The organism is Sphingobacterium micropteri (assembly GCF_014692515.1).
Taxonomy (GTDB): domain Bacteria; phylum Bacteroidota; class Bacteroidia; order Sphingobacteriales; family Sphingobacteriaceae; genus Sphingobacterium; species Sphingobacterium micropteri.
The window spans coordinates 264,378-285,067 of the sequence record NZ_JACOIK010000008.1 but is presented as its reverse complement, the minus strand read 5'-3'; the positions used below and the strand labels follow the sequence as shown (position 1 = coordinate 285,067).

Below are 20,690 nucleotides of genomic sequence, written 5' to 3'. Positions count from 1 at the left end.
GATGAGAGTTGTTTGTTTTGTAATCGTCATGATTTTATCAGGAGGACTGTGCCAGGCACAGGAGAATTCCGTGCAGTGGATAGAGGGGACGGTGTTGTCGAAAGAAGATAGAAGCCCTATTCAAAACGCAACTGTTTTTGCAAAAGAGGCGGATATAGGTGTATCGACCGAAAAAAATGGGAAGTTCCGTATTCGGGTAAATAGTTTGAAAGATTCACTGGGCATATCGTCCATTGGTTTTCAGAATATAGTTGTCGTTGCTTCTTTCTTTGAGAATAACAGTACCGTTTTTTTGCTTGCTGATAAAAATACACTGGAAGAAGTGGTTGTTGAAACAGGTTATCAGCAACTGCGATCAGGAGAATCCACGGGAGCAGCAGAAGTATTGGATAAAGAAATGCTGAATATCCAGACAGGTACCAATATACTGGATCGTCTTAATAACATGGCGTCCTCGGTTCGTTTTGACAACCAGCCTATAGAGAATGCCGACTTACAGAAACTCAATATATCTGTTCGCGGGTTGAGTACGATCAACGGAGCACGAGATCCGTTAATTGTACTGGATGGATTTATATATGAAGGCGATATCAATAATATAGACCCGAATAGTATAGAAAGTGTATCCATATTAAAGGATGCGGCTGCTAGTGCAATATGGGGAGCGAGGGCTGGAAATGGTGTGATTGTGATGACGTCTAAAAAAGGCACGCTTGGAGCCGAGAGTACCACCAAAGTATCCGTGAATAACACGTTGATATGGAAAGAGCGTCCCGATCTGGAGAAACTATACCAATTAAATAACAGAGATTTTATCGGGATAGAAGAAATGTTATTTAATACAGGTTTTTATGATCGTCAGTTATCACGGACGCCATATATGGCTGTTACGCCGGCAATCGAAATATTCCATAACAGAAGATCGGGGATGATTTCGGTTGCAGATTCTGCTGATATGATCGAACGTCTCATGCTATCGGCTGGTAGAGGGCAGTATATAGACAATTTTATCCGCACGCCGTTTACCAATCAACATGCGCTTTCTATAAACGGTGGAAGCGGAAAACACGCGTACGGATTCGGTCTGGGTTATACAGGGGATAGGAATGAAAATGACGCAGGTAACCGTAAGTTAAACGTGCAGCTATCCAACAGTTTTAAGCCTACGGATAAGTTACAGATGGATGTATTGATATTGTATACGAATCAGCATGAAGAAAGTGGTAAGCCGGCACTCTCCAATTTTACTTATGGTAACAAAACCGTTCCATACATGTCGTTCTTCGATGAAGATGGATTACCTCAGCCTTTTGAAAAGGAATACCGCCGATCGTATATGCAGGAAATGTTCAGCGAAGGATACTTAGATTGGGATTATTATCCATTAGTCGATTACCGTTACTCCCGTACAAATCGGCAACGCAATGAATGGTTTGCCTCCTTTCGTACGCAATATCGTATCGCCCCATTTCTGGACGCAAATGTTGCTGTTCAATACCAGAACCAACGAAGTGAACGGATTATCCTGGATGAACAGGAAAGCTACTTTGCGAGAACGTACATCAATCAGTTTATGCAAGTTGATCCGAATACGGGTGCGACCACTTATCCTGTACCATTAGGAGGAATACGAAATTCGGCAGTCACTAACGGGGCATCGTATACGCTTCGCGGTCAGCTAAATTTTAATAAAGTTTTTGCAGACCATAAGATAGTCGGAATGTTAGGTGTTGAAGCACGTGAAAATAAGATTAGTGGCGAAAACGTAACAGCTTATGGGTATAATGAAAGTCCACTGATCGCTATTCCGGTAGACTATGTGACAAGCTACCGATTGGCTCCTTCAAACTCAAGTAGGACAATTGCAGGGACGCCAGGATTCTCCCGACTGACAAATCGTTTCGTTTCGGCGTATACAAATTGGAATTATGTATGGAAACAGCGGTACGGTGCATCCGTCAGCTTCCGCCAGGATGGCGCCAATATCTTCGGAGCGGCAACCAACGACCGGTGGTCGCCTTTATGGTCAGTGGGAGCGTTCTGGGATGTAACCCGGGAAGAGTTTATGAAAATAGATTGGCTAGATCATTTAAAGCTTCGACTTACATATGGATACAGTGGAAACGTAGATCTACGGAAAACACCAGAGCCCGTTGCGAATATAGGTGGTAGCATATACACCAATTATCCCGGGCAGGTTATCGGCACGTTGAACGATCCGAATCTAAGGTGGGAAAAGGTGGGTACAAGCAATGTAGGGCTGGATTTTTCATTTTTGAATAATCGTATTCACGGCACGATGGACTATTTTATTAAAAATGGTAAAGATCTGTATGGCCTTTCGGAATATGATTACACGGTTTGGGGTTTAGAGGGTACGATTACAAAAAATGTTGCCCGCATGCAAACGAAAGGGTGGGACCTTGTCGTCAATACGCGTAACCTGAATGAAAAGTTGAAATGGGATACAAGACTCGTACTTAATATGAACAAGAGTAAAACGGTGGACTACTACAACTCGCTCAACATGGGACTAGCTTCCTTTCTTGGTAATGGAAATATGATTTCCCCAATAGTTGGTAAGCCGTTATATGCACTGGCAGGTTACCGATGGATGGGATTGGATGAAGAGGGAAACCCACAAGGGATATTAAACGGAGAACCGAGTAAAGAATATAATAAAATCAGAACGCAGTCCTATCAGGATCCAGAGACTGGCGGAAGTATCAGGTATTTTGGTTCGGCTAAACCGGAAGTGTTTGGCTCGATAATGAACACATTTGCCTACCAGAATGTAAGCATCGCAATCAATATCAGTTATAGAGGGGGGTATTTTTTCAACCGTCCTGTTACGTGGTACAATACGCTTTATAATCGTGGGACAGCTTACCCAGATTTTGAGCAACGTTGGATAAAGAGCGGGGATGAGCAATATACGAATGTGCCTTCCGTACAGTATCCGTTGGATACAGGTAGAGATGCGTTTTATGCGAATTCCGAAATAAACGTGTTACGAGCAGATCATCTACGATTGGAATTTGTGTCGCTTCAGTGGAATCCGCAATTGAAATTATCGGGACGTACGTATGATTTCCGATTATACACAAACGTAAATAATTTAGGGTTGCTTTGGACGCTTAACAGCGAAGGTATAGATCCGGAATTTCCTTATCAGATAACGCCTCCACGTACCTATTCTCTGGGGTTTCAGTTTGATTTTTAAATGGTATAACTATGAGAAAGAGATTGAATATATATAGCGTAAGTATTGCATTGGGTATACTACTCACTCTTTGCGGATGCAATAAATTTCTAGACGTCCAATCGAACAGTGGACTGGAAGTACCAAATAGTTTGGAAAGCTTTCAAAAACTACTTGATGCTTCGAGTTTTGTTAATATGCACCTATGTTCCTACGGGGAGGTATCTGCAGATGATTATTTTTTGACCGAAAGTTCGGTTAATAGGCTTTCCGATGTACATCGACCGGCATATTATTGGGAAAAATATGCTTACTTCTATAGCAATGATTGGTCAAAGGCATATACGCCGGTATATACGGCCAATTTGGTGCTCGATAAATTGGCTGAGATTGAACGGACAGCTGAAAATGCAGCGGACTGGGATCGGGTGAAGGGAAGTGCGTTGTTTTACCGTTCCACACAATTTTTAAGTCTGGTGTGGACTTTTGCCCATGCTTACGATATAGCCAGTTCTTCGGAAGATCTGGGCATTGCACTCCGAAAAACTTCCAATCCAAACATTCCATCGGAACGGGCGAGTGTTGCCGAGTGTTATGCAGAAATTCTAAATGGTTTTAAGGAGGCCGCTAGGTTATTGCCAGAGGAAGCAACGCACGTTATGCGACCATCAAAGATAGCTAGTTTAGCCAGTTTGGCTAGGGTGTATTTGTCCATGAATGAATTTGATTCTGCCTATGTGTACGCGGATAAAGCGTTGCAATTGAATAATTATCTTCTGGATTTCAATGATCCGGAAAATGTGTCGTTAAATTTAGACTTTCCATTTCAGCGCTTTAACAGGGAGACCTTGTCTTATTTTGAACTAATTCCATCTAACCCGCAGGTCAACTTTACTTTTTCTCTGATTGATACGGTACTATGTGCGTCATATGATGAGAACGATTTACGGGGTAAGGCATATTTTATCGAGAATAGTGATGGATACTCTTCATTTGGGGGAAGTTATACGGGCGACCGAAATTTATTCGGTGGGCTCGCGGTCAATGAACTTTTTTTGATACGAGCGGAATGTCTGGCAAGACTAGGCCGTCCAGATGAAGCATTGTCGGATTTGAACGATCTTCTCGCTAAGCGATATGTTACGGGAAGCTTTGTGCCTTACGAAAATATAAATGGCAGAAGTCTTTTAGATTTGATATTAACGGAAAGGAGAAAAGAATTGGTATTTCGTGGTTTACGGTGGATAGATATTAAACGGCTGAATAAAGAAGGACATAATATCGTATTAAAACGAAGGGTAGGCGAAAAGGAATATATATTAGAACCGGGCGATAACCGCTATGCATTGCCGTTGCCGGAAGACATTATTCGGCAGACTGGAATGCCGCAGAATCCCATATAGAAAAATAGCAGCTCAATGCGAGCTGCTATTTTATTACTTATTATTCACTCCTATTGGTAGGATTGAATGGGGTTTGACTGTTTCCACCTGTTCTGGTAGGAACGAAACCCGACCCAGATCCAGGATTGGTAGCGCCTAATTGAATTTTGGAAGGATCTAACTCTCCACTCGGAGTAAGATCGGATTCGTCAACTTCCATAGAACATGCAAGTTCATCGATATCATTGCAATTCTCTTCGTTAGGCTCATCGGTCCAATTTGATTCTTCTGCGACCTGAGTTGGATCATCAGCTTCACCATGAAAATAGATCGTGACGGGAGCCAATAATTTACCTTCTTTGCTCTCGGTTATTTTAAAAGCCGAGAATCCTAAGATTGTTACTGCTGCCACTATGGCGGCATATAACTTTCTTTTATGTTCCATATTATTTGTTTAAATAACTGCTGATCGCTCTCCATCTTTTACGGGGCGGAATGATCCCTGATTCCCCGGCGGTATTTTTTACGCTTACACCACAAACGTATAATTTAGGTTTAGCTACACCGGCCTACCCGGGAAGAGTGCAAATCTCCTCGGAAACCTTATCCGTATGAAAAAACCACCCTCATAGATCGGGACAGTAAGTATCTTCTTAAAAGCAAAAAATAACATCGCGAACTTTTTGCGACGTATTCGGTTGCTGTTGCTGGGAGTAGTTTGCCTACACAAATGCCAACCTAATATAGATAGACCCAACAACACGGCGTTTACAAGCAGGTGCCAACCCCATGATAGTCCGCTGAATACCGAAGCACAGCCGCAGGGACGCTTGGCATAGAAACCGGCTACGCCGAGGCTGATATAGATGGTAAAAGACAACATAAGAAAGGCGGACAGGAGGTAGGTATATCCTTTTCTGGTTAACACGAATAATAAAGCCAATCCCAATTCTGCCATGGGCAATGCCCAGTACAACACGCTTGCCCATGCAGCTGGAAACGGTTGTTTGAGAAGTGCACGATGGAAGTTTGGTAAGTCCCAAAGTTTATCGATTGCGACATACAACCAGAACAGCATCAGGAAGATGTGTAGGGTATGTGAAGTGATATGTCTTATCCGTGTTTTCATTTCTTTTATATCAAGCGCTGGCGTTTATGAACCAGTGCCTGATACAAAAGTATAGTACGAAAAGACGCATCTACTGATAGTAAATGATATCCCGAACTGATAGGGAATGATAAGAATAATCCGGAAGAAATTCTATAAAGTTTTAAGATAGGACAGAGGGCTTAACCCCTTGTTTTTCTTAAAGAAATGATAGAAGGACTCCGGTGAGTTGTAGTTAAGCTCGTAAGCGCATTCCGTGGGTGACAATCCAGAACGTAGCAGATCACACGCTCTATCGAGCAGTAAATCATCCCGAAGCTGTTGTAACGTTTTACCAAAATACGTCTTGTGGAAGCGGTTTATTGTGGAGAGTGTCGGTTCCAAGGCTTCTTCCAGTTTTTTCAGCTGGGTGCTTTGTCCGTCGTGTGCTATATACAGGATTAGAAGTTCACGGGCTTCTTGGGCGATACGAAGTTCGTGGCTGATTTTGCTGTCTTCGCTCAAGATCTTGATACGCGAGAGTTCGATAAGCTCCAGGATTTTTCCCGAAATGAAATGATCGTTGTTGAGTTGCGTCGGGTGCAGATTTTCACACAGCCACTCGATGTGATACCGTGTTTTGGGCCCCACCATAAAGTCTCTGCTGGCTAGCGGCAGGTTAGACTGCTGTCGGTGTGCATCAAGCAATGGATGGAGAAAATCATAGGCTCTTTCATTTCCTCTGCGAAAAATGGAAGCACGGAAATAAAAGCCGAATATCTTGGTGAAGCCTTTTGGTAGGTTAAATTGGTAGTCATCTGATGGTAAGTATAGATATATCGCCCGTTCGCTGGGGACTTGGCAGACGGCATCAGTCTGCTGATCGACGATACTTACCGTGTCATTATCCGACAGAACATACAGGATATGGAGATCAGGATGGTCTATTTCGAAGGGAATGTGCCGTTCGTCATCCAGTACGATATCGATAAAGTAAAGGTATCCTTGGAGGCCGTCAAAATCTTGTAATATAACTTCTTCACTTTGGTGTTTCCAGTAGGTTTCTTCGGCGTGGCGCATAGCTATGCTACGCTCAATGTTGGTTAAATAGGCTGGTGAGTCTACTTCGTTAAAGTATTCATGCAAGCCCAGATGCATGCTTTTTTTCATAAGGTTAGTTTATTAGTTTATTAAGGATGAAAGGTAAAGGATTTTAAGTATCCCCCAGGAGCACTGTTCGGCTGGCTCCCGAGGGAATGGCTGATACTAATGATATTAAAGGGTTTGTTTGTAACGGATAAAGATGGCCAGTTCCGGAACGAGCACGCTCGGTGTTGAACCAAGCGTAAAGGTGACTTCATCCAAGCCAAATAAAATGAGTTCTTTAATATCGTCACTGTCTTCTTTTGCGCGCGTCTCTTTGTTAAACTGCACCATCATGCGCTTTTCGTAGTGATCGGCAATGGCGTTTGCCAACCGGAACGTAAAATCGGCAGGCATGATGTCCAGTTGCTGATCCTGGTGAGGGAGCAGGTCGAACGAGTCGCGCATCCACCCTTTAAAATCGGTACGGATAAAGGTTACTTCCGCCCCTAATTCGGCATCTGGAAGTCCTACGACCGACGCTTGCTTCTGAGCAACGCCGGTATTGTCAAAGCTGTATTTCATAACGTATTGTTTTGATGAAGCAGGCAAGTAAGTGGTTTTCAGTACTGATCCCAAGAATTATCGGAGCAAATAGGACTGAAATGGGCTTTTTTAAAGATTAATCTTAAATAGCAGGCCGATAAATAATCGTCTTTTTGACAAAAATTTCCCCATGGGGCATCGTTGTTTAAGGAAATTTATTATCTTAGGTTCGAATTATAACCCGTAAACCAACTTAGAAATTTTGAAGAAGCCTGTTTTTTTGCGCTATGCATTCGTTATTGCTCTGCTGTTCAACCTGAAGGTATGGGACGCTGATATTGTTGCACGTTTAGAAAGCCCCAACTTAATTCCGTTGTTGCTCATCACCATTGCTGGTTTTTGGGCGTATGCGATCTGGATAGGCAGGCAGTACGGCAGAGTATTGCGTAAGCGGCATAACATGGGGCTGGAAACGGAAGCCATTTCATTATCGTACAGACATCAACTGGGATATATCCTATGGGCAATTGTTCCGGTAGTGATCGTGCATATGACGTTTATCTGGTGCGCGGCTTCCATTGTACCGAATACGCAGGCAGTCGTATTTGCCTATATGCGCGATTACCTACCTGTTTTTGTGCTATTGGTTGGCGGTTATACCGGTTTGCTGCTTTTTCGTCCCGAATATGCGTTGAAAAACAGCTTTCCGCAGAAGGTGGTAGAGATCAAAGAGGTGCTGCCTCCCGATATAGATGAACGGGCGGGATTGTATACCCTGTTTCAGCATTTAATGAAGCGTAAGGGTTTAGGTCCCGTATTTGACCACACGAAAGGTCTTTGGGTTCGCTTTTTCGATATAGTGGCGATAAAAACACATTCTAAAGAATATTATGTGTACTTGAACGACGGCGATAAGCTGCGGGCAGACGACATTCTGAAAGAACTGAAAGCGCGGGGGCTTGACCGCTGGATGATCAAGATATCGAAGTACTACTGCATCAATATGCTGCTGGTGGCTTATCCCATAGAGAAACCAAGATCGCATGTCGAATTGACCAGGACAATATACAGCCGCATGGTGCAAAAGATACCAGCGGAAGAATTGGACAAGATGTGTAAGATTGGGCCCGCGAAGAAAGGCGTGGTAGAGGATTTTTTGGCTGATAATGACGGAATGACGTACGAAGGTTGGGATAGCTTCATTCCGTTGCGTTAACGTTTAAATATCCCATATTTTGTAAACCTATTCAACAGGAGTGGGCTGGTCATGCATTGACCATGCGGAAGCTGTTCGGCTGTTGCTTTTTTAATGTATTCCAATTATGCAAAGCGGACTGAATCATGTAATCGAATTATTAACAAGCATTAAAAACTCATTGAGCGAACTTGTCAACTTGTTTCGCGAACTCGTCGATATCAAGCGGCAACAGCGCCTGCCTTTGAAGGAACGCCACATCTGGACAAAAGAACAGGTACTGGAGAAGACGAATATGACCGAACCGACCTACAACCGTAATCTGAAAAAAGAAATACTCGATCCCATGCGTTTGAGCGGTGGCGATCTGTATTTTGAAGAAGATTTAATCGAAGCATTGAAGAAAAGTAGGAGAAGCGGAAAGATATAAGGTTTTTTCGCTTGATCAGTGCGGCGATTTATTTATACATGTTGGTGCCAGTACGCGTGTCCTGTCGTTGTTGTCAGATGACTGATCGATGGTATGCGGTGCGGCATCGACATGTTATTCAAATCCTATCAAACGCTAATATGGAGCTGGGTAAGCTTACACGATAAAGACAGCGCAATGCGTATGCTGTATTTATACGGTAACGATTTGTTTTCTACTTTAATGCTCGGGGGTTATTACCCGAAGTGAAAAATAGGAGAACCAATCGCGACCCTGTCTTGTCTTGTTTTTAAAGGCTCTTGTACGTAATGGAACAGAGCAGTGACAGCAGATGTAAAGTATATTTTTAAATAAATAGATGATTATGATTTCAAAAAAGCCCACAATCCGAAGATCCAACTGGATGTACATATGTTTATTAGGTTTAGTATGCGCGTGGTCATGCGGCGATTCAGGAAATCGTGAAGCGAACGATGGCACTGCAACAAATACTACTGAAAACGCCACCCAGGGTAGCGCGGCGCCCGGAGATCAGGCTGGCACGCCAGCGGATGCGGATGTAGCGACCACGGATGTGTCGGTCAACCCCAGCGATTTCGAGGGAACTTACGAAGGAACGGTCCCTTGTGAGGATTGTGAAGGCATACAAACGACCATCGTGATCAATAATGATCGTACGTATAGAATAAGCAGTACCTATCTGGGTAAAAATAAAACGCTAGAAGATAACGGACTTTACGAATTGATCCAAAATGCATCCGCCATCCACCTTAAAGGTAAAGATACCGACTTGAAGCTTAGAATCGGCGAAGATAGGCTATTCGAGTTGGACGCCGATGGCAAGGTGGTGCAGGGACGTAACGCACCGCAGTACGTCTATACGAAAAAACAATAAGATCAAAATTAAAAACTTATGGAGCATGCTTGTCATGCTTTTTTTGCATAATCAGCGTGGCTATGTACTTGTACATGTTGATGTCTGCACGTGACTTATTGATGTTGTCCCATGACTGAGCGATGATGTTGCCTGCGGCATCGACATTGTCCGGTGCGGAAATGGTTTTCTTCCCTGACTTGGACGTTATGATCCTTGCGTTTGCGATGCATGCACAGGACTTGTCGCCTATGTAAACTGACGTGTTGATTAACTCCGGGGACTTGGTCGTGTTGTTGCCTGACTTATGACGTTTGTCCCTGTACTTGTCGATTATGTGCCTTGACTTGTTCGCTATCTATAGTGACAAAGCGGCTAACTACATGGAGGTAGGCGCTATGTACATGTACATAATCGCGCTTTTTCCGGTTAATTTTTATCAAATCTTATCAATTTCTATCAAATCCTATCAAAAGTTCATTTGAGGCAGGGTTGCTTTTTACGTTTGTACTGTTCGATCTCGCGAGGAGAACATAAAAAGCAAAAAAATGGCTATAAAATTTAAAGCGCTTATCGGCTTTACACGAATGAAAGACGATGAGCTCATGGTAACCGCTGCAACGATCATCGGTGCCATGACAGACAATGTACATTTCGAACAACCGACACCGACATTGGAATCGGTACAGGAACTGCTGGACGATTTCTCGGCGAAGCTGTCAGCCGCAAGGCGTCGCGGTTCACCAGAGGAAACGGCCCTCAAAAATGAAAGCCGCCTGCCACTGGAGGCTGCACTGCGCCAATTGGCATATTATGTAAACGGAACGGCAGATGGACACTTATCTACGCTGTTGAGCTCGGGGTTCCCTACGAATGGTGCTAACGGAAGCGTACAGGTACCGTTGAAAGTAGAAAGCCTAAAGCTGAGCGATGGGAGGCAATCCGGACAGGTGAGGTTAGATTTTGAGAAACAGCGGAACGTATTGATGTATGAGTATCAATACCGGTTGCAGGGAGAGAGTGACTGGAGTGAACGTCTCGTAACAAGTTCTTCCCGAGCCAATATCATCGCACCGCTGATGGTAGCTGAACGATACGAAGTGCGGGTGCGTGCTTTGAATACGCAGGGCACAGGGGATTGGAGTGACAATGCAAATATTTTGGTGAGATAAGATGGCATTGAAAAGCACCTTGGTTCTCCGACGGACTTACGGAGAACAGGGAACCAACGGAACGATTTACTTCGACGGCAAGAAAATCTGCCATACGATCGAGCTGCCCGACCGGAATAACATACAGCGTTTAAGCTGTATCCCGGAGGGATGTTATAAGCTGAAAAAACGGAAGTATACCAAGCATGGTGAGCAGATCGGTATACCCGCCGTCCTCGGTCGCGAAGCCATTTTGATCCACGCGGCCAACAACGCCATGAAGCAATTGCTGGGCTGTATTGCACCTGTCACGGAACTTACCGGTGAGGGAAAAGGCACGGAAAGCCGTAAAGCCTTAGCGAAACTTAAGGCTTTGGTTTATAGTCTCTGGGATCGGGGAGATGAAGTGTTTCTTTTAATCCGGGAGGGGCGATGAAAAAGATCATCCGGAAAATCAGCCAAGCAGTACAGGTGGTACTGCTGGCGCCGATCAAGCTTCCCGCGAAGGCCATGAGCGTGTTGAAATACATCGCGGTAGGTCTAGGCATCATCGAGCAGGTGATGGATGACGGAAAAGATGATTCTGAAGCGGAAAGAAAGGAGGGAAGTGATGCGGATGATGAGTAATGTGCAGTTTGGTACGCTTGGCGGTACGATCTGCTCGCTCTGGAACAGCTTTGACTGGAGCAACCTTTTGCACACGGCATTGGTAGCTGTCATAGGTGCTGCGGTCAGCTACCTGACCAGTCGGCTTCTCGAAGGCAGACGGCGAAGGCGAAGACGTAATTAGTAAGTTTCTTTGGTTTGTTTTTGTTGTTTTGAACTCCCGGGGTGTATGCCTCGGGAGTTTTTTGTTTTTAATAAGGGATATTACCTTTTCTTAATCTCAAAACAACGTGTTGAATTTGTGGTAAGAGGAGTAAAACAACAATTACGAAAATCACACCTGTCAGCATCCAATCGTAATAATCTCTGGTAGCACGAGCCAAAATTTGATGACCTACCATTTGATTAAAATAGCCTGTGGATATTGCTTTTGAGGTATATATATCGTTTCCTACATTCATATATTGATTTTGAATATCCAGTAAGGTAGCTGGTAATTGAGGGTTGGTTTCCGTAAGTGCTTCCCGAACCTTTTCCCGAACTCCTGATTTTGCAAATAATTGAAGTTCGTTATTCAGTGCCAGACTTGCTGTAAAACCAGTGAACCTTGCTAAGATACCAACAAGCGATGCATTGATCGCGATTTTGGGAGGTGCTGATGAAGCGGTAAACGAAACAATCGGAACAAATAAGACGCCTGTTGCTACACCATAAATAAACATCGGTAGAGTGAAATCAATTGTTTCGCCCTGTACAGAAACAAATAATATCATATAAGCATAATAAATCGCCATTATGCCAAAACCGGCTATAATCATTCTTATCAGGTTATACCCCATCAAAACAAATCTGGAAGTAACGAACATACTCATTGTTGTTCCTAAAATTACAGATGTCCATATAGGAATGGTGCTCAGTGGGTCATTTCCTAAAATGACTTCAAGATAGCCGTAGGCAAGTCCTGTACTCCCTTTAAAAATATAAAATGTAAAAAGTAGTAATAACCCAATGACAAAATTCTTGGTCTTGAAAATCTGTAAGTTGATTAATGGTCGTTTAAGCTTCAATTCTCTAACGATGAAAAGTGAAAGAATAAGTACATTGATTACACTAAGCGTAGTGATTAATGAACTACCGAACCATCCCAATTGTCGCCCATATACAAGGATGTATCCCAAGATTAAGATAAAAGATACATAAAACAGATAGCCTATCCAATCCACCTGATAAAGTGGAATCTTTTTGGTAAATCGGGCTTTACTGTTCATTGTTAGCAATACGGTAATTGTTAGCATGATAAGTATGGTAACAAATCCATAGAATAGCCAGTTAAAATCAAAGGAATGAATGACCAAGCTGGTAAAAATTGAATAAAAAGGAACGGCAATCTGTATGCTGCCATACAGTATGCTAAAAGCAATCACACGGGCACGTACAGACTGTAACCGTGGGAAAATGAGTTGCAAGACGATGCCTGACATCAACGCACAGGTAATTCCTTGAAAAAACTGGCAAATAACAAACAATGTCCAATCTTTAAAATGAAAACAAAGCACAGAACATATTGCATTTACGGCAAGGGCAATCAGTAAATATTTCCTAGGTGCAAAATATTTTACGATCCGAAAGTCAAGTGCTAAGAAAGCAACGGTAGAACCATAGATTACGACCATGCCATATTGTACATCGGTGGGCTGTATACCGTAAAATCCCATCGTTGCAATAGGACTGCTGTAAAAAGCGAAGCTAAACAGACAGGTCATCAGAATAGCAAATATGACGGATCTCGCCACCCATTCAGATACCCAGGATTTGAAAATCGGTATTTTATGTGCTTGCATCATTAATCTTTTAAAACATAAACATTGGCATTCATTCCGGCAGAGAGTTTTCCTAATTTTTCAGGCGTATCGGTCAGTTTAATTCTTACGGGAATACGTTGGATGATTTTGACAAAATTACCTGTTGCATTATCTGGTGGAAGTAGCGAATAACGTGAACCTGTGGTTGGGGAGAGTGATTCGATGGTACCATTGAATTTTTCATTCGGAAAAGCATCAACTTCTATGGATACCGCTTGTCCGATCTTGAAGCTGCCAATCTGTGTTTCTTTAAAATTAGCAATCACCCATTTTTCCTCGGCTTTGTTCACCAAAAAAGCCAATGTTTGTCCAGCCTGTATAAGCTGACCTTCCTGAATGGTCTTTTTACCAATTTGCCCATCAAAAGGTGCAGTGATAACCGTATATCGAATGTCCAATTCTTGTCTTTGAACAAGTGTCTCTTTAATTTTTATCTCTGCCTGTATAGCATGATGTTGAGCTCTGAAATCATTCAATTTAGATTCTGCTACTTCTAAAGAAGCTTTAGCCTGATCATAATCCGACTGTGCAATGGATAAAGAAGCATTGATGTTGTCGAATTTTTGTTGTGTGGTAGATTCATCCGCCAGTAGATTTTTATAACGGTCAAATTCTTTTTGCTGTTGGTTCAATCTCGCCTTAGCTCCTGCTAATTGTGCTTTTATAACCTCAATACTTTTAAGTTGCGTTTCTTCGCTCGCCGTTAAAATCGGTAATTTAGCGTGTGAACTCATGAGTTCTGCTGATGCCGCGTCTTTTTTCAGTCCATACTCGTCCAATTCAATGACCACAAGTGTATCACCTTTTTTAACAAGCTGATTGTCCTTGTAATATATTTTGCTGATATAGCCACCCACTTTTGCGTTTATCGGTGAGAGATAAGCATCTACCTGTGCGTCATTAGTTTGTTCATAGCGATATCCTTTAAAGAAATAGGTAGCTCCCCAGATAATGATCCCTACGAATAAGGCAATTCCCAACCATTTGGTCAGGCTGACCACGATTTTATCTGTTTTATTTTTGTTCATCATATATGTATTAAAGAATTCCTACGATTGCCAATAGTCTGATATGGCTTAGTTTTGCGTTTGTTTGTGCTGTTGTCAGATTGAATTTTGCTTCCAACAAAGCGTTTTCTGCTTCCAAGAGGTCGGTCAGTAACGATTCCTGGTTTAAGTAGCTACTTCTGATAACACGAACGGTTTCGGTGGTTTTAATAATATTTTGTTCTGCCGTTTTCACGCTCTCCAAAGCCTGTTTTTGCTGTAAATAAGCTTCTTTTATTTGAAGAGAGATTTCTTCCTTCTTCATTTCTGCTTTTTCTTTAGCTTGATTGCTGACAACTTGGGCACGAGCAATTGTATGTTTACTTTTGTACAAATTATCGATAGAATATTGTACTTTAATTCCTGTCTGACCAAATCCCCACAAGTCGTTTGAATACGGATAAAAGGAAATCTGTGGATAGTTGTAATTGTAATTAGAGTACAAAGAAACTTTGGGCAATAGCGTAGCTTTTACTTGTTTTACGTTCATTTCGCTCCATTTGAAGTCACTACCAGCAATTTTGTATTCAGGAGATTTGTTGAAAGCAATGTCTACATAATCATTGTAGTCACCGTCTATGATAACGTTTAATTCAATTGCATCTTCGTATTTGATCGCTAGCTCCATATCATTTTCACGTCCCATCTGAATATTGAGCCTTTGTTTGGCTATTTCAATCTTCTTAGTTACGTCAGAAAGATTAAGTTCCAGTTGAGACAATTTCACGGAGGTTCTCAGCACATCACTCTTTAGTACGGTGCCGTTTTTATGCAGACTTTCTATCAATCTCAATTGCTTTTTTTCTGCTTCAATCTCTGCATGAAGGAAATCATAGAAGTGCAAAAACTTATATAAATCAAAATATGCAATTGCGACATTATATTTTACACTATGCTTTTGCAGATCCACTTCATATTGTTTTCGCGTCTCTCCTTCCTTTTTCATGGCGATGTTCCTTTTGTCTTTACCACCATTGTAAAGATTAAAGTTTAAGTGATAGCCTACTCCGTACCCATAGCCTTTTACAGGCACATCTTGTGGAGAAGAGAATAATCCATTGTCGTAAATCAGAAATTTGGAATTAAGTTTTACGTCTCCACCTAACGAAAGCTCCGGTAACAAACGGTCTTTAGCTTCCAATATTTCTATTTTACTTTGCTGAAGAGTAAGATCGGATAGTTTCAGTTGTCGATTATTCACTTCCGCAACTTTCCATATTTCTTCCAAACTTAAAGGTTGGTCGTTTTCTGTATGCTGAGCATACGTGGGTTGTACAAATACCAGCAACAATACGCCGAAAATTGGGACTGTTTTATAGTGTTTCATCAGTTTTCTTTATTTGCGATGTATATATGTCAATGATTTTCTTATCATTGACTCTGCAAAGGTACCGTAAGCACCAGGGCATAGCTTTATATAATTAGCCTAATATTTGTTATATTTGGCCATATGGAGATTCTTAGCCAATTAATAACTATTGTGGATCAAAATCCTGATTCAATCCTCGTGATGCGACAACAGACAGAACAGCGTTTGCCTGCTCATCAGCACGATAAAGCTCAGTTATTATTGGTTTATGGGGGAATTGCTTATTTACAAACAGACGAAAAGGATTTGTATATTCCAGCTAATCATTATATCTGGATACCAAAAAATTATCCGCACAACCTGATGTTTAATACACAAGATTTGTACATTATCAATATTTACTTTCCAGATGAAAAAGCGGATAGTTTTTATGATGAACTAGGTATTTATCCTGTGAGTAAGCTTCTGGCAGAGATGCTCTCCTTTAGTGAGAAATGGCAAGGTGATTATTACAGAGGTTCATGGGAATTTGAGTTTTTAACTACGCTTAAAGGCGTATTATCAAAGGAAAACCTCAAAAAATTCTCCATTCAACTTCCTACAACGGACGATCAAAGGCTCAATGCCATAATCGACAGTTTTAGAAATCGTTTAAATGAAAATCTAAGTTTAGATAGTATTGCTCAGCAATCGGGAATGAGTGTCCGTAGTTTGACCAGATTATTTCAAACGAAACTGCACATTACATTTGTTCAATACTTAAAGATGCTGCGTATCATTCGTGCTATGGAATTGATAAAAGATACAGATTTGAACATGACCGAGATAGCCTATGAAATTGGGTATTCGAATATATCTGCGTTTAGCAATAATTTTCAGCAACTGACCAACATGAGACCTACTGAATTTAAAACGAAATAAGAAGTACGGCTAGTCCTAGCTATAATCTTTCCCAAAAAATAGCTAATAGTAATGTTTGACACGCAGTATCTAAATGTTATCAACACTTATTTTTTAAGAGAACGTTTTTAAACAAATTTTCTAATACCCATCATATATCCCAAATGCAGCCCCTCGTGATAATTATTGCATGCAAATGCATCTTGTATAGAAATTAGATGAAAGCCAATACCAGTGGTGCGCTCGTTGTAAGTGCCAAAGATGCCGTTGTCGAAATCATTTATTGTAAGTTCAATTTGTGAAGTTAACAGGAATTTAAGTTCATCCGCTTCTTGTTGAGAAACAGATTCTGTTGGTTTTGTTCCCGATTGGTATTTGTTGAATAACTCATCAGTAATATAACCTCGCAAATTTGCACCTTTGTAAATCAGTTTGTGCTGTGTGGCAATAATATGGCCGATGTTCCAAATCATATTGTTGTTAAAACCGACTGGAATTTTATTGAGTTGGTCTAACGAATACTTGTCAAAAAAATCCAGATATAATTTTCGGCTTGTTTTCCATGTTTTAAATACGGTTTCCATTTTTTTTATTGAATTTGTGAATATTCTTTGTTAGTGTCGCTGTTCTTGTATCTATTCATATTATTCTGAGTCCATTTCTTCGGTTTGCATCCAAGATGTCTCTCAAATAATCTTCCAAAATAGCTTAAATTACTAAAACCCAACTGGTAACCGACTTCAGAAACCGAGAGATGTTCTTCACGTAAAAGTCTTGCCGCCTCTTGCATACGCACATGCTGGTAATAAGGATACATGCCTTTACCAAATACTTGCGTGAAAAGTTTCCGAAGTTTAATGACATTCATACCACTTAACTTCACTAACTCTTCCTGGATAAACGGTTTGTCTATCGAAGCTGCGATTTTATCCCGTACGTTGTAAACTGATTCCAGTTCATATTTTGACAGATGCTGATGCGTAACATTTGTTCTTCTTGATAAGTTTTTAAACAAATAAAATAGTAGTTCAAGCGATTTTAGCTTATAGTAAGCATCTGATAGCGTATCCGGTATTTTTGTAATCGAAATATCATTGGCCACTTCTGCTATTTCCGGAGACATGAATTCTTCAATCCAAAGCGTTTTCTCGTTATTAAAAAGATAATCGAATTTTATATGGTCTTTTCCGATAAAGTTTTTTAAATAATCAAGACTTACAATTATGGTTACCTGTTGAATATTTATATCTTTTGGAAAGCTCACGTCACTTTCAACGTGCAGCGGGATAATGCGAACGTGTGGCTGTGTTTGTTGTAATACTTGTTTGTCTTTGACAGCTATTTTTGATGGCGAATTGATGATATTTTGGAATGAAATGGATATTCCATTTTCAAAAGCTGTTATCGGTTTTCGCCGAATAGAAAATGTTTCCTTTGCCACGACAGAGCGAACCATAACCAGCATTTCGGGCATTAAATCTATGATTTTAAGCTGATTGAGATAAAGCATATCCAATTCAGATCTGGTTGGTGTAAGCGAAACCCCTAAACGCTCTACCCAATAGTACATCTCTTGCTTTTTTATATTATCACTCATCTTATCAGACTATTTTTGTTTTTTACTGGGCTATTTTAGCCTTAAAAGTATAAATATATTTGCAATATCAATTTAAAAATATAAGAAAATGAAAAAGCACATTTTAATATCTGGAGCAGGAATAGCTGGTTTAACAGTAGCTAATTTTTTGGCAAAACAAGGTCATAACGTTACTGTAATTGACAGATCGTCTTCATTCAGTAAAGCGGGATTTCTTATCTCCCTCAAGAGTTTCGGTGTAAAAATTATAGACGAATTGGGACTAACTCAAAATTTACAAGCAGAATCATCACCCTCTGAAACGGTTCATTTTGTAGAAACGAATGAGGAAATCATTCAAAGCATTGAATACGATAAAATGCATGAGAATATCGAACGTTCCGTTCTTGTAAGTCGTGGTGGATTGCATCACGTTTTGTATGAAGCGGTCAAAAACGATGTAAATGTACTTTTAGACACAACGATTGCACAATTGGAAGAAAATGCTGATAATACAAAAGTCACGCTTTCAAACGGAAGTAGGATAGTAGTTGATTTAGTCGTTGTTTCGGAAGGATTGCGTTCTTCGACAAGAGAACGGTATTTTACCAATTACCAATTAGAAGATTTCAATACGCTTTATGTAGGAGGAAAATTAAAACAAAACCACGAAAAACGAGTTGGTGTATTTAAGGTCTATATAGATGTCAACAGATCACTACATATCTACCCTATAGCAGAGGACGAATTAGCCATTCAGTGTTATATCCGTAGCTCTGAAGACATTGACTTTATCAAAAATAATGCTTCATCTATTCTTAAAGATTCTTTTGGTGATTATAATCCAGAAGTAAAGCATTTACTGCAAAGTCTTCAGGACAATGGTTTGTTTTTCATGGACAAAATGGGCATGGTAAATGCTCCAACACTGCATAATGGTCGTTTGGTTTTGTTGGGAGACGCAGGTTTTTGTCCGACTGCTTTATCAGGAATGGGAGCTTCCCTGTCTATTTATGGGGCAAAGGCATTGGCACATTATATTGCGGAATATCCGGATGACATCTTAACTGCCTGTAATAGCTATAATACATTGATGCAGCCTATTGTAGAAAAATTTCAAACCAATGCAAAGAATAATGCAGCATCTTTTCTGCCTAAGAGCGAAGCAGAATTAGAGAAATTTGTTAATGGATTCCGGGCCGCTGATGATAAAGCCGTGCAAAAAATAATGACAGAACCAATTGTACTTACAAAAGATCAGGAAAATTTTATACTCAACTAAAGAAGCTATGAAATACTTTCCATTGGATTTAGAGCAATATATGAGCTGGTTGGTCGTTACCAGAGCGACAAATATCATAAGGGCATTAATAGCTGGACACATCTAATTAGTATGCTATTCTGCCATTTGCCGTATCATAATAATTAACTTTTGAACGAAAATATACATCTTTTAAATGAAACGGAAGATATCTTTCATTACAAACGGAAGATATCTTGTTTTTGTGTTGAAAGATAATACGTGAGGCGTTTAAAAGGCTTGCTTGAGTGCAAAGAAGCTTTCAATCTGTTTTCAAATAAAAAGTGTCATTTTTTATAAGCCTTTTATCATCTAGCGCCGGCGTCTTTTTTTTGAACCGCGACCCCTGTTATACCAAATAACTGTACCGGTGACTGGAAGTGATGCGCATACTAAACAAGTGATGCAAGCTATAATTTTTGTACTTAAGCCACCAATTGTGCCTACATGCAGATCACTGTTAAGCCGAATTATTTTTTGCCCCGGGGTAAGTTTTTAGCACGGCAGGGTACCGTTGCGCACACTGAATCCTGTGTATACTGTCGTACGGAAAGGTGAGGTTAATTTCTGTCCACAAAAAACCGGTATTTTACAGCTAAATCACGGAAGTGAAGCCAATTTTATGCTCACTTTTTCAATTTTTGAAGTTTTTTTTCTCTACCCGGATGTTAAGAAACTCCACCAGAACCGAGAAAGTCATCGCGAAGTAAATATACCCTTTCGGAATATGCTGGTCAAACGCCTCAGCTGTTAACGAAACGCCGATAAGTAAGTTTGACTTGCAGATACTGGACTCGATACAGGTATTGCAAGATACGTTGATGGAGTTTCCAACACAATACGAAGCAAATACGTTTAAGTATAAGGTGACCGAAAAGGACTCTTTGTTCCGTTGGAATATATACGCGAAGTTCTGGCAGATGTACGGCTTTATGCTGCCCAAAGACGAAGGCATTGTTTACGACCGTTTGATTGATAAACTGACATTTTGGAACGTGCAATTAATCCGTCGTTAAATAAACATGTGCTGGTATGACATGTATTGTCTTGCCGTTCTCGATCTATTAAGGAATACATCGCCATGGGTCTGGGCATGCTGCGGTCAGCTATCTTACAAGTCGTTTTAATGTTGCTGTAAACT

22 protein-coding genes are annotated in these 20,690 nt (G+C 40.9%); 12 read left to right on the top strand and 10 right to left on the bottom strand.

Going from position 1 to position 20,690, the window contains the following annotated elements:
* Window position 1 precedes the first annotated feature (1 nt).
* Window positions 2–3,223, top strand: a complete 3,222-nt coding sequence (locus H8B06_RS13045) for a SusC/RagA family TonB-linked outer membrane protein (RefSeq protein ID WP_223857661.1) — start codon at window positions 2–4, stop codon at window positions 3,221–3,223.
* Between the two features lie 11 nt (window positions 3,224–3,234).
* Window positions 3,235–4,605 (top strand): RagB/SusD family nutrient uptake outer membrane protein, encoded by a 1,371-nt coding sequence (locus H8B06_RS13040; RefSeq protein WP_190994703.1) that lies wholly within the window; start codon window positions 3,235–3,237, stop codon window positions 4,603–4,605.
* Window positions 4,606–4,645: 40 nt separating this feature from the next.
* Here H8B06_RS13040 and H8B06_RS13035 read toward each other — a convergent pair whose 3' ends face one another.
* The 4 genes from H8B06_RS13035 to H8B06_RS13020 form a co-directional block, all read right to left on the bottom strand.
* Window positions 4,646–4,996 carry a hypothetical protein gene (locus H8B06_RS13035; protein WP_190994702.1) on the bottom strand — a complete coding sequence of 117 codons (351 nt, stop codon included), beginning with the start codon at window positions 4,994–4,996 and terminating at the stop codon, window positions 4,646–4,648.
* 147 nt (window positions 4,997–5,143) lie between these two features.
* Entirely contained in the window at window positions 5,144–5,713 is a 570-nt protein-coding gene (locus tag H8B06_RS13030) for a MauE/DoxX family redox-associated membrane protein (RefSeq protein ID WP_190994701.1), read from the bottom strand.
* Window positions 5,714–5,845: 132 nt separating this feature from the next.
* On the bottom strand, window positions 5,846–6,841 hold the full coding sequence (locus tag H8B06_RS13025) for an AraC family transcriptional regulator (protein ID WP_190994700.1): 996 nt from the start codon (window positions 6,839–6,841) through the stop codon (window positions 5,846–5,848).
* A 105-nt stretch (window positions 6,842–6,946) separates the two neighbouring features.
* Window positions 6,947–7,339: a hypothetical protein gene (locus H8B06_RS13020; RefSeq protein WP_190994699.1), complete on the bottom strand. Its 393-nt coding sequence runs from the start codon at window positions 7,337–7,339 to the stop codon at window positions 6,947–6,949.
* Window positions 7,340–7,562: 223 nt separating this feature from the next.
* On the opposite strand from H8B06_RS13020, the gene H8B06_RS13015 reads away from it, so the two are divergent.
* The 6 genes from H8B06_RS13015 (at window position 7,563) to H8B06_RS12990 (ending at window position 11,577) form a co-directional block, all read left to right on the top strand.
* Window positions 7,563–8,516 (top strand): hypothetical protein, encoded by a 954-nt coding sequence (locus tag H8B06_RS13015; RefSeq protein WP_190994698.1) that lies wholly within the window; start codon window positions 7,563–7,565, stop codon window positions 8,514–8,516.
* Between the two features lie 106 nt (window positions 8,517–8,622).
* The gene (locus H8B06_RS13010) at window positions 8,623–8,925 is read left to right on the top strand and encodes a hypothetical protein (protein ID WP_190994697.1); all 303 of its coding nucleotides are present in this window, start codon (window positions 8,623–8,625) and stop codon (window positions 8,923–8,925) included.
* Between the two features lie 403 nt (window positions 8,926–9,328).
* On the top strand, window positions 9,329–9,820 hold the full coding sequence (locus tag H8B06_RS13005) for a copper resistance protein NlpE (protein ID WP_190994696.1): 492 nt from the start codon (window positions 9,329–9,331) through the stop codon (window positions 9,818–9,820).
* A 527-nt stretch (window positions 9,821–10,347) separates the two neighbouring features.
* Window positions 10,348–10,971, top strand: a complete 624-nt coding sequence (locus tag H8B06_RS13000) for a fibronectin type III domain-containing protein (protein WP_190994695.1) — start codon at window positions 10,348–10,350, stop codon at window positions 10,969–10,971.
* A 1-nt stretch (window position 10,972) separates the two neighbouring features.
* The gene (locus H8B06_RS12995) at window positions 10,973–11,386 is read left to right on the top strand and encodes a DUF5675 family protein (RefSeq protein ID WP_190994694.1); all 414 of its coding nucleotides are present in this window, start codon (window positions 10,973–10,975) and stop codon (window positions 11,384–11,386) included.
* On the top strand, window positions 11,383–11,577 hold the full coding sequence (locus H8B06_RS12990; RefSeq protein WP_190994693.1) for a hypothetical protein: 195 nt from the start codon (window positions 11,383–11,385) through the stop codon (window positions 11,575–11,577). Before H8B06_RS12995 ends, H8B06_RS12990 begins: the two co-directional genes overlap by 4 nt.
* 230 nt (window positions 11,578–11,807) lie before the next feature.
* Here the strand turns inward: H8B06_RS12990 and H8B06_RS12985 are convergent, their stop codons facing one another.
* The 3 genes from H8B06_RS12985 to H8B06_RS12975 are packed head-to-tail and all read right to left on the bottom strand — an operon-like array spanning window position 11,808 to window position 15,791.
* The gene (locus H8B06_RS12985) at window positions 11,808–13,400 is read right to left on the bottom strand and encodes an MFS transporter (RefSeq protein WP_223857660.1); all 1,593 of its coding nucleotides are present in this window, start codon (window positions 13,398–13,400) and stop codon (window positions 11,808–11,810) included.
* Window positions 13,400–14,449: an HlyD family secretion protein gene (locus H8B06_RS12980; RefSeq protein WP_223857659.1), complete on the bottom strand. Its 1,050-nt coding sequence runs from the start codon at window positions 14,447–14,449 to the stop codon at window positions 13,400–13,402. The genes H8B06_RS12985 and H8B06_RS12980 overlap by 1 nt, the downstream gene beginning before the upstream one ends.
* A gap of 7 nt (window positions 14,450–14,456) precedes the next feature.
* Window positions 14,457–15,791: a TolC family protein gene (locus H8B06_RS12975; protein ID WP_190994692.1), complete on the bottom strand. Its 1,335-nt coding sequence runs from the start codon at window positions 15,789–15,791 to the stop codon at window positions 14,457–14,459.
* Window positions 15,792–15,914: 123 nt separating this feature from the next.
* On the opposite strand from H8B06_RS12975, the gene H8B06_RS12970 reads away from it, so the two are divergent.
* Window positions 15,915–16,694, top strand: a complete 780-nt coding sequence (locus H8B06_RS12970) for an AraC family transcriptional regulator (protein ID WP_190994691.1) — start codon at window positions 15,915–15,917, stop codon at window positions 16,692–16,694.
* 107 nt (window positions 16,695–16,801) lie between these two features.
* Here the strand turns inward: H8B06_RS12970 and H8B06_RS12965 are convergent, their stop codons facing one another.
* Together H8B06_RS12965 and H8B06_RS12960 are read right to left on the bottom strand one after the other, a co-directional pair.
* On the bottom strand, window positions 16,802–17,257 hold the full coding sequence (locus tag H8B06_RS12965; protein WP_190310162.1) for a DinB family protein: 456 nt from the start codon (window positions 17,255–17,257) through the stop codon (window positions 16,802–16,804).
* A gap of 5 nt (window positions 17,258–17,262) precedes the next feature.
* On the bottom strand, window positions 17,263–18,270 hold the full coding sequence (locus H8B06_RS12960; RefSeq protein ID WP_190994690.1) for a helix-turn-helix domain-containing protein: 1,008 nt from the start codon (window positions 18,268–18,270) through the stop codon (window positions 17,263–17,265).
* A gap of 88 nt (window positions 18,271–18,358) precedes the next feature.
* Between H8B06_RS12960 and H8B06_RS12955 the strand changes: the two genes are divergently transcribed.
* Window positions 18,359–19,531 carry an FAD-dependent monooxygenase gene (locus H8B06_RS12955; RefSeq protein WP_190994689.1) on the top strand — a complete coding sequence of 391 codons (1,173 nt, stop codon included), beginning with the start codon at window positions 18,359–18,361 and terminating at the stop codon, window positions 19,529–19,531.
* A 12-nt stretch (window positions 19,532–19,543) separates the two neighbouring features.
* Window positions 19,544–19,678, top strand: coding sequence for a DUF4372 domain-containing protein (locus H8B06_RS20970; RefSeq protein ID WP_190310202.1), 135 nt, complete (start codon window positions 19,544–19,546; stop codon window positions 19,676–19,678).
* Window positions 19,679–19,861: 183 nt separating this feature from the next.
* Here H8B06_RS20970 and H8B06_RS20965 read toward each other — a convergent pair whose 3' ends face one another.
* On the bottom strand, window positions 19,862–20,020 hold the full coding sequence (locus H8B06_RS20965) for a PepSY domain-containing protein (RefSeq protein WP_394370025.1): 159 nt from the start codon (window positions 20,018–20,020) through the stop codon (window positions 19,862–19,864).
* A 308-nt stretch (window positions 20,021–20,328) separates the two neighbouring features.
* Here H8B06_RS20965 and H8B06_RS12940 point away from each other — a divergent pair, with 308 nt between their 5' ends.
* Complete coding sequence (locus H8B06_RS12940) at window positions 20,329–20,565, top strand: hypothetical protein (protein WP_190994688.1); 237 nt, start codon at window positions 20,329–20,331, stop codon at window positions 20,563–20,565.
* Window positions 20,566–20,690: the final 125 nt, after the last annotated feature.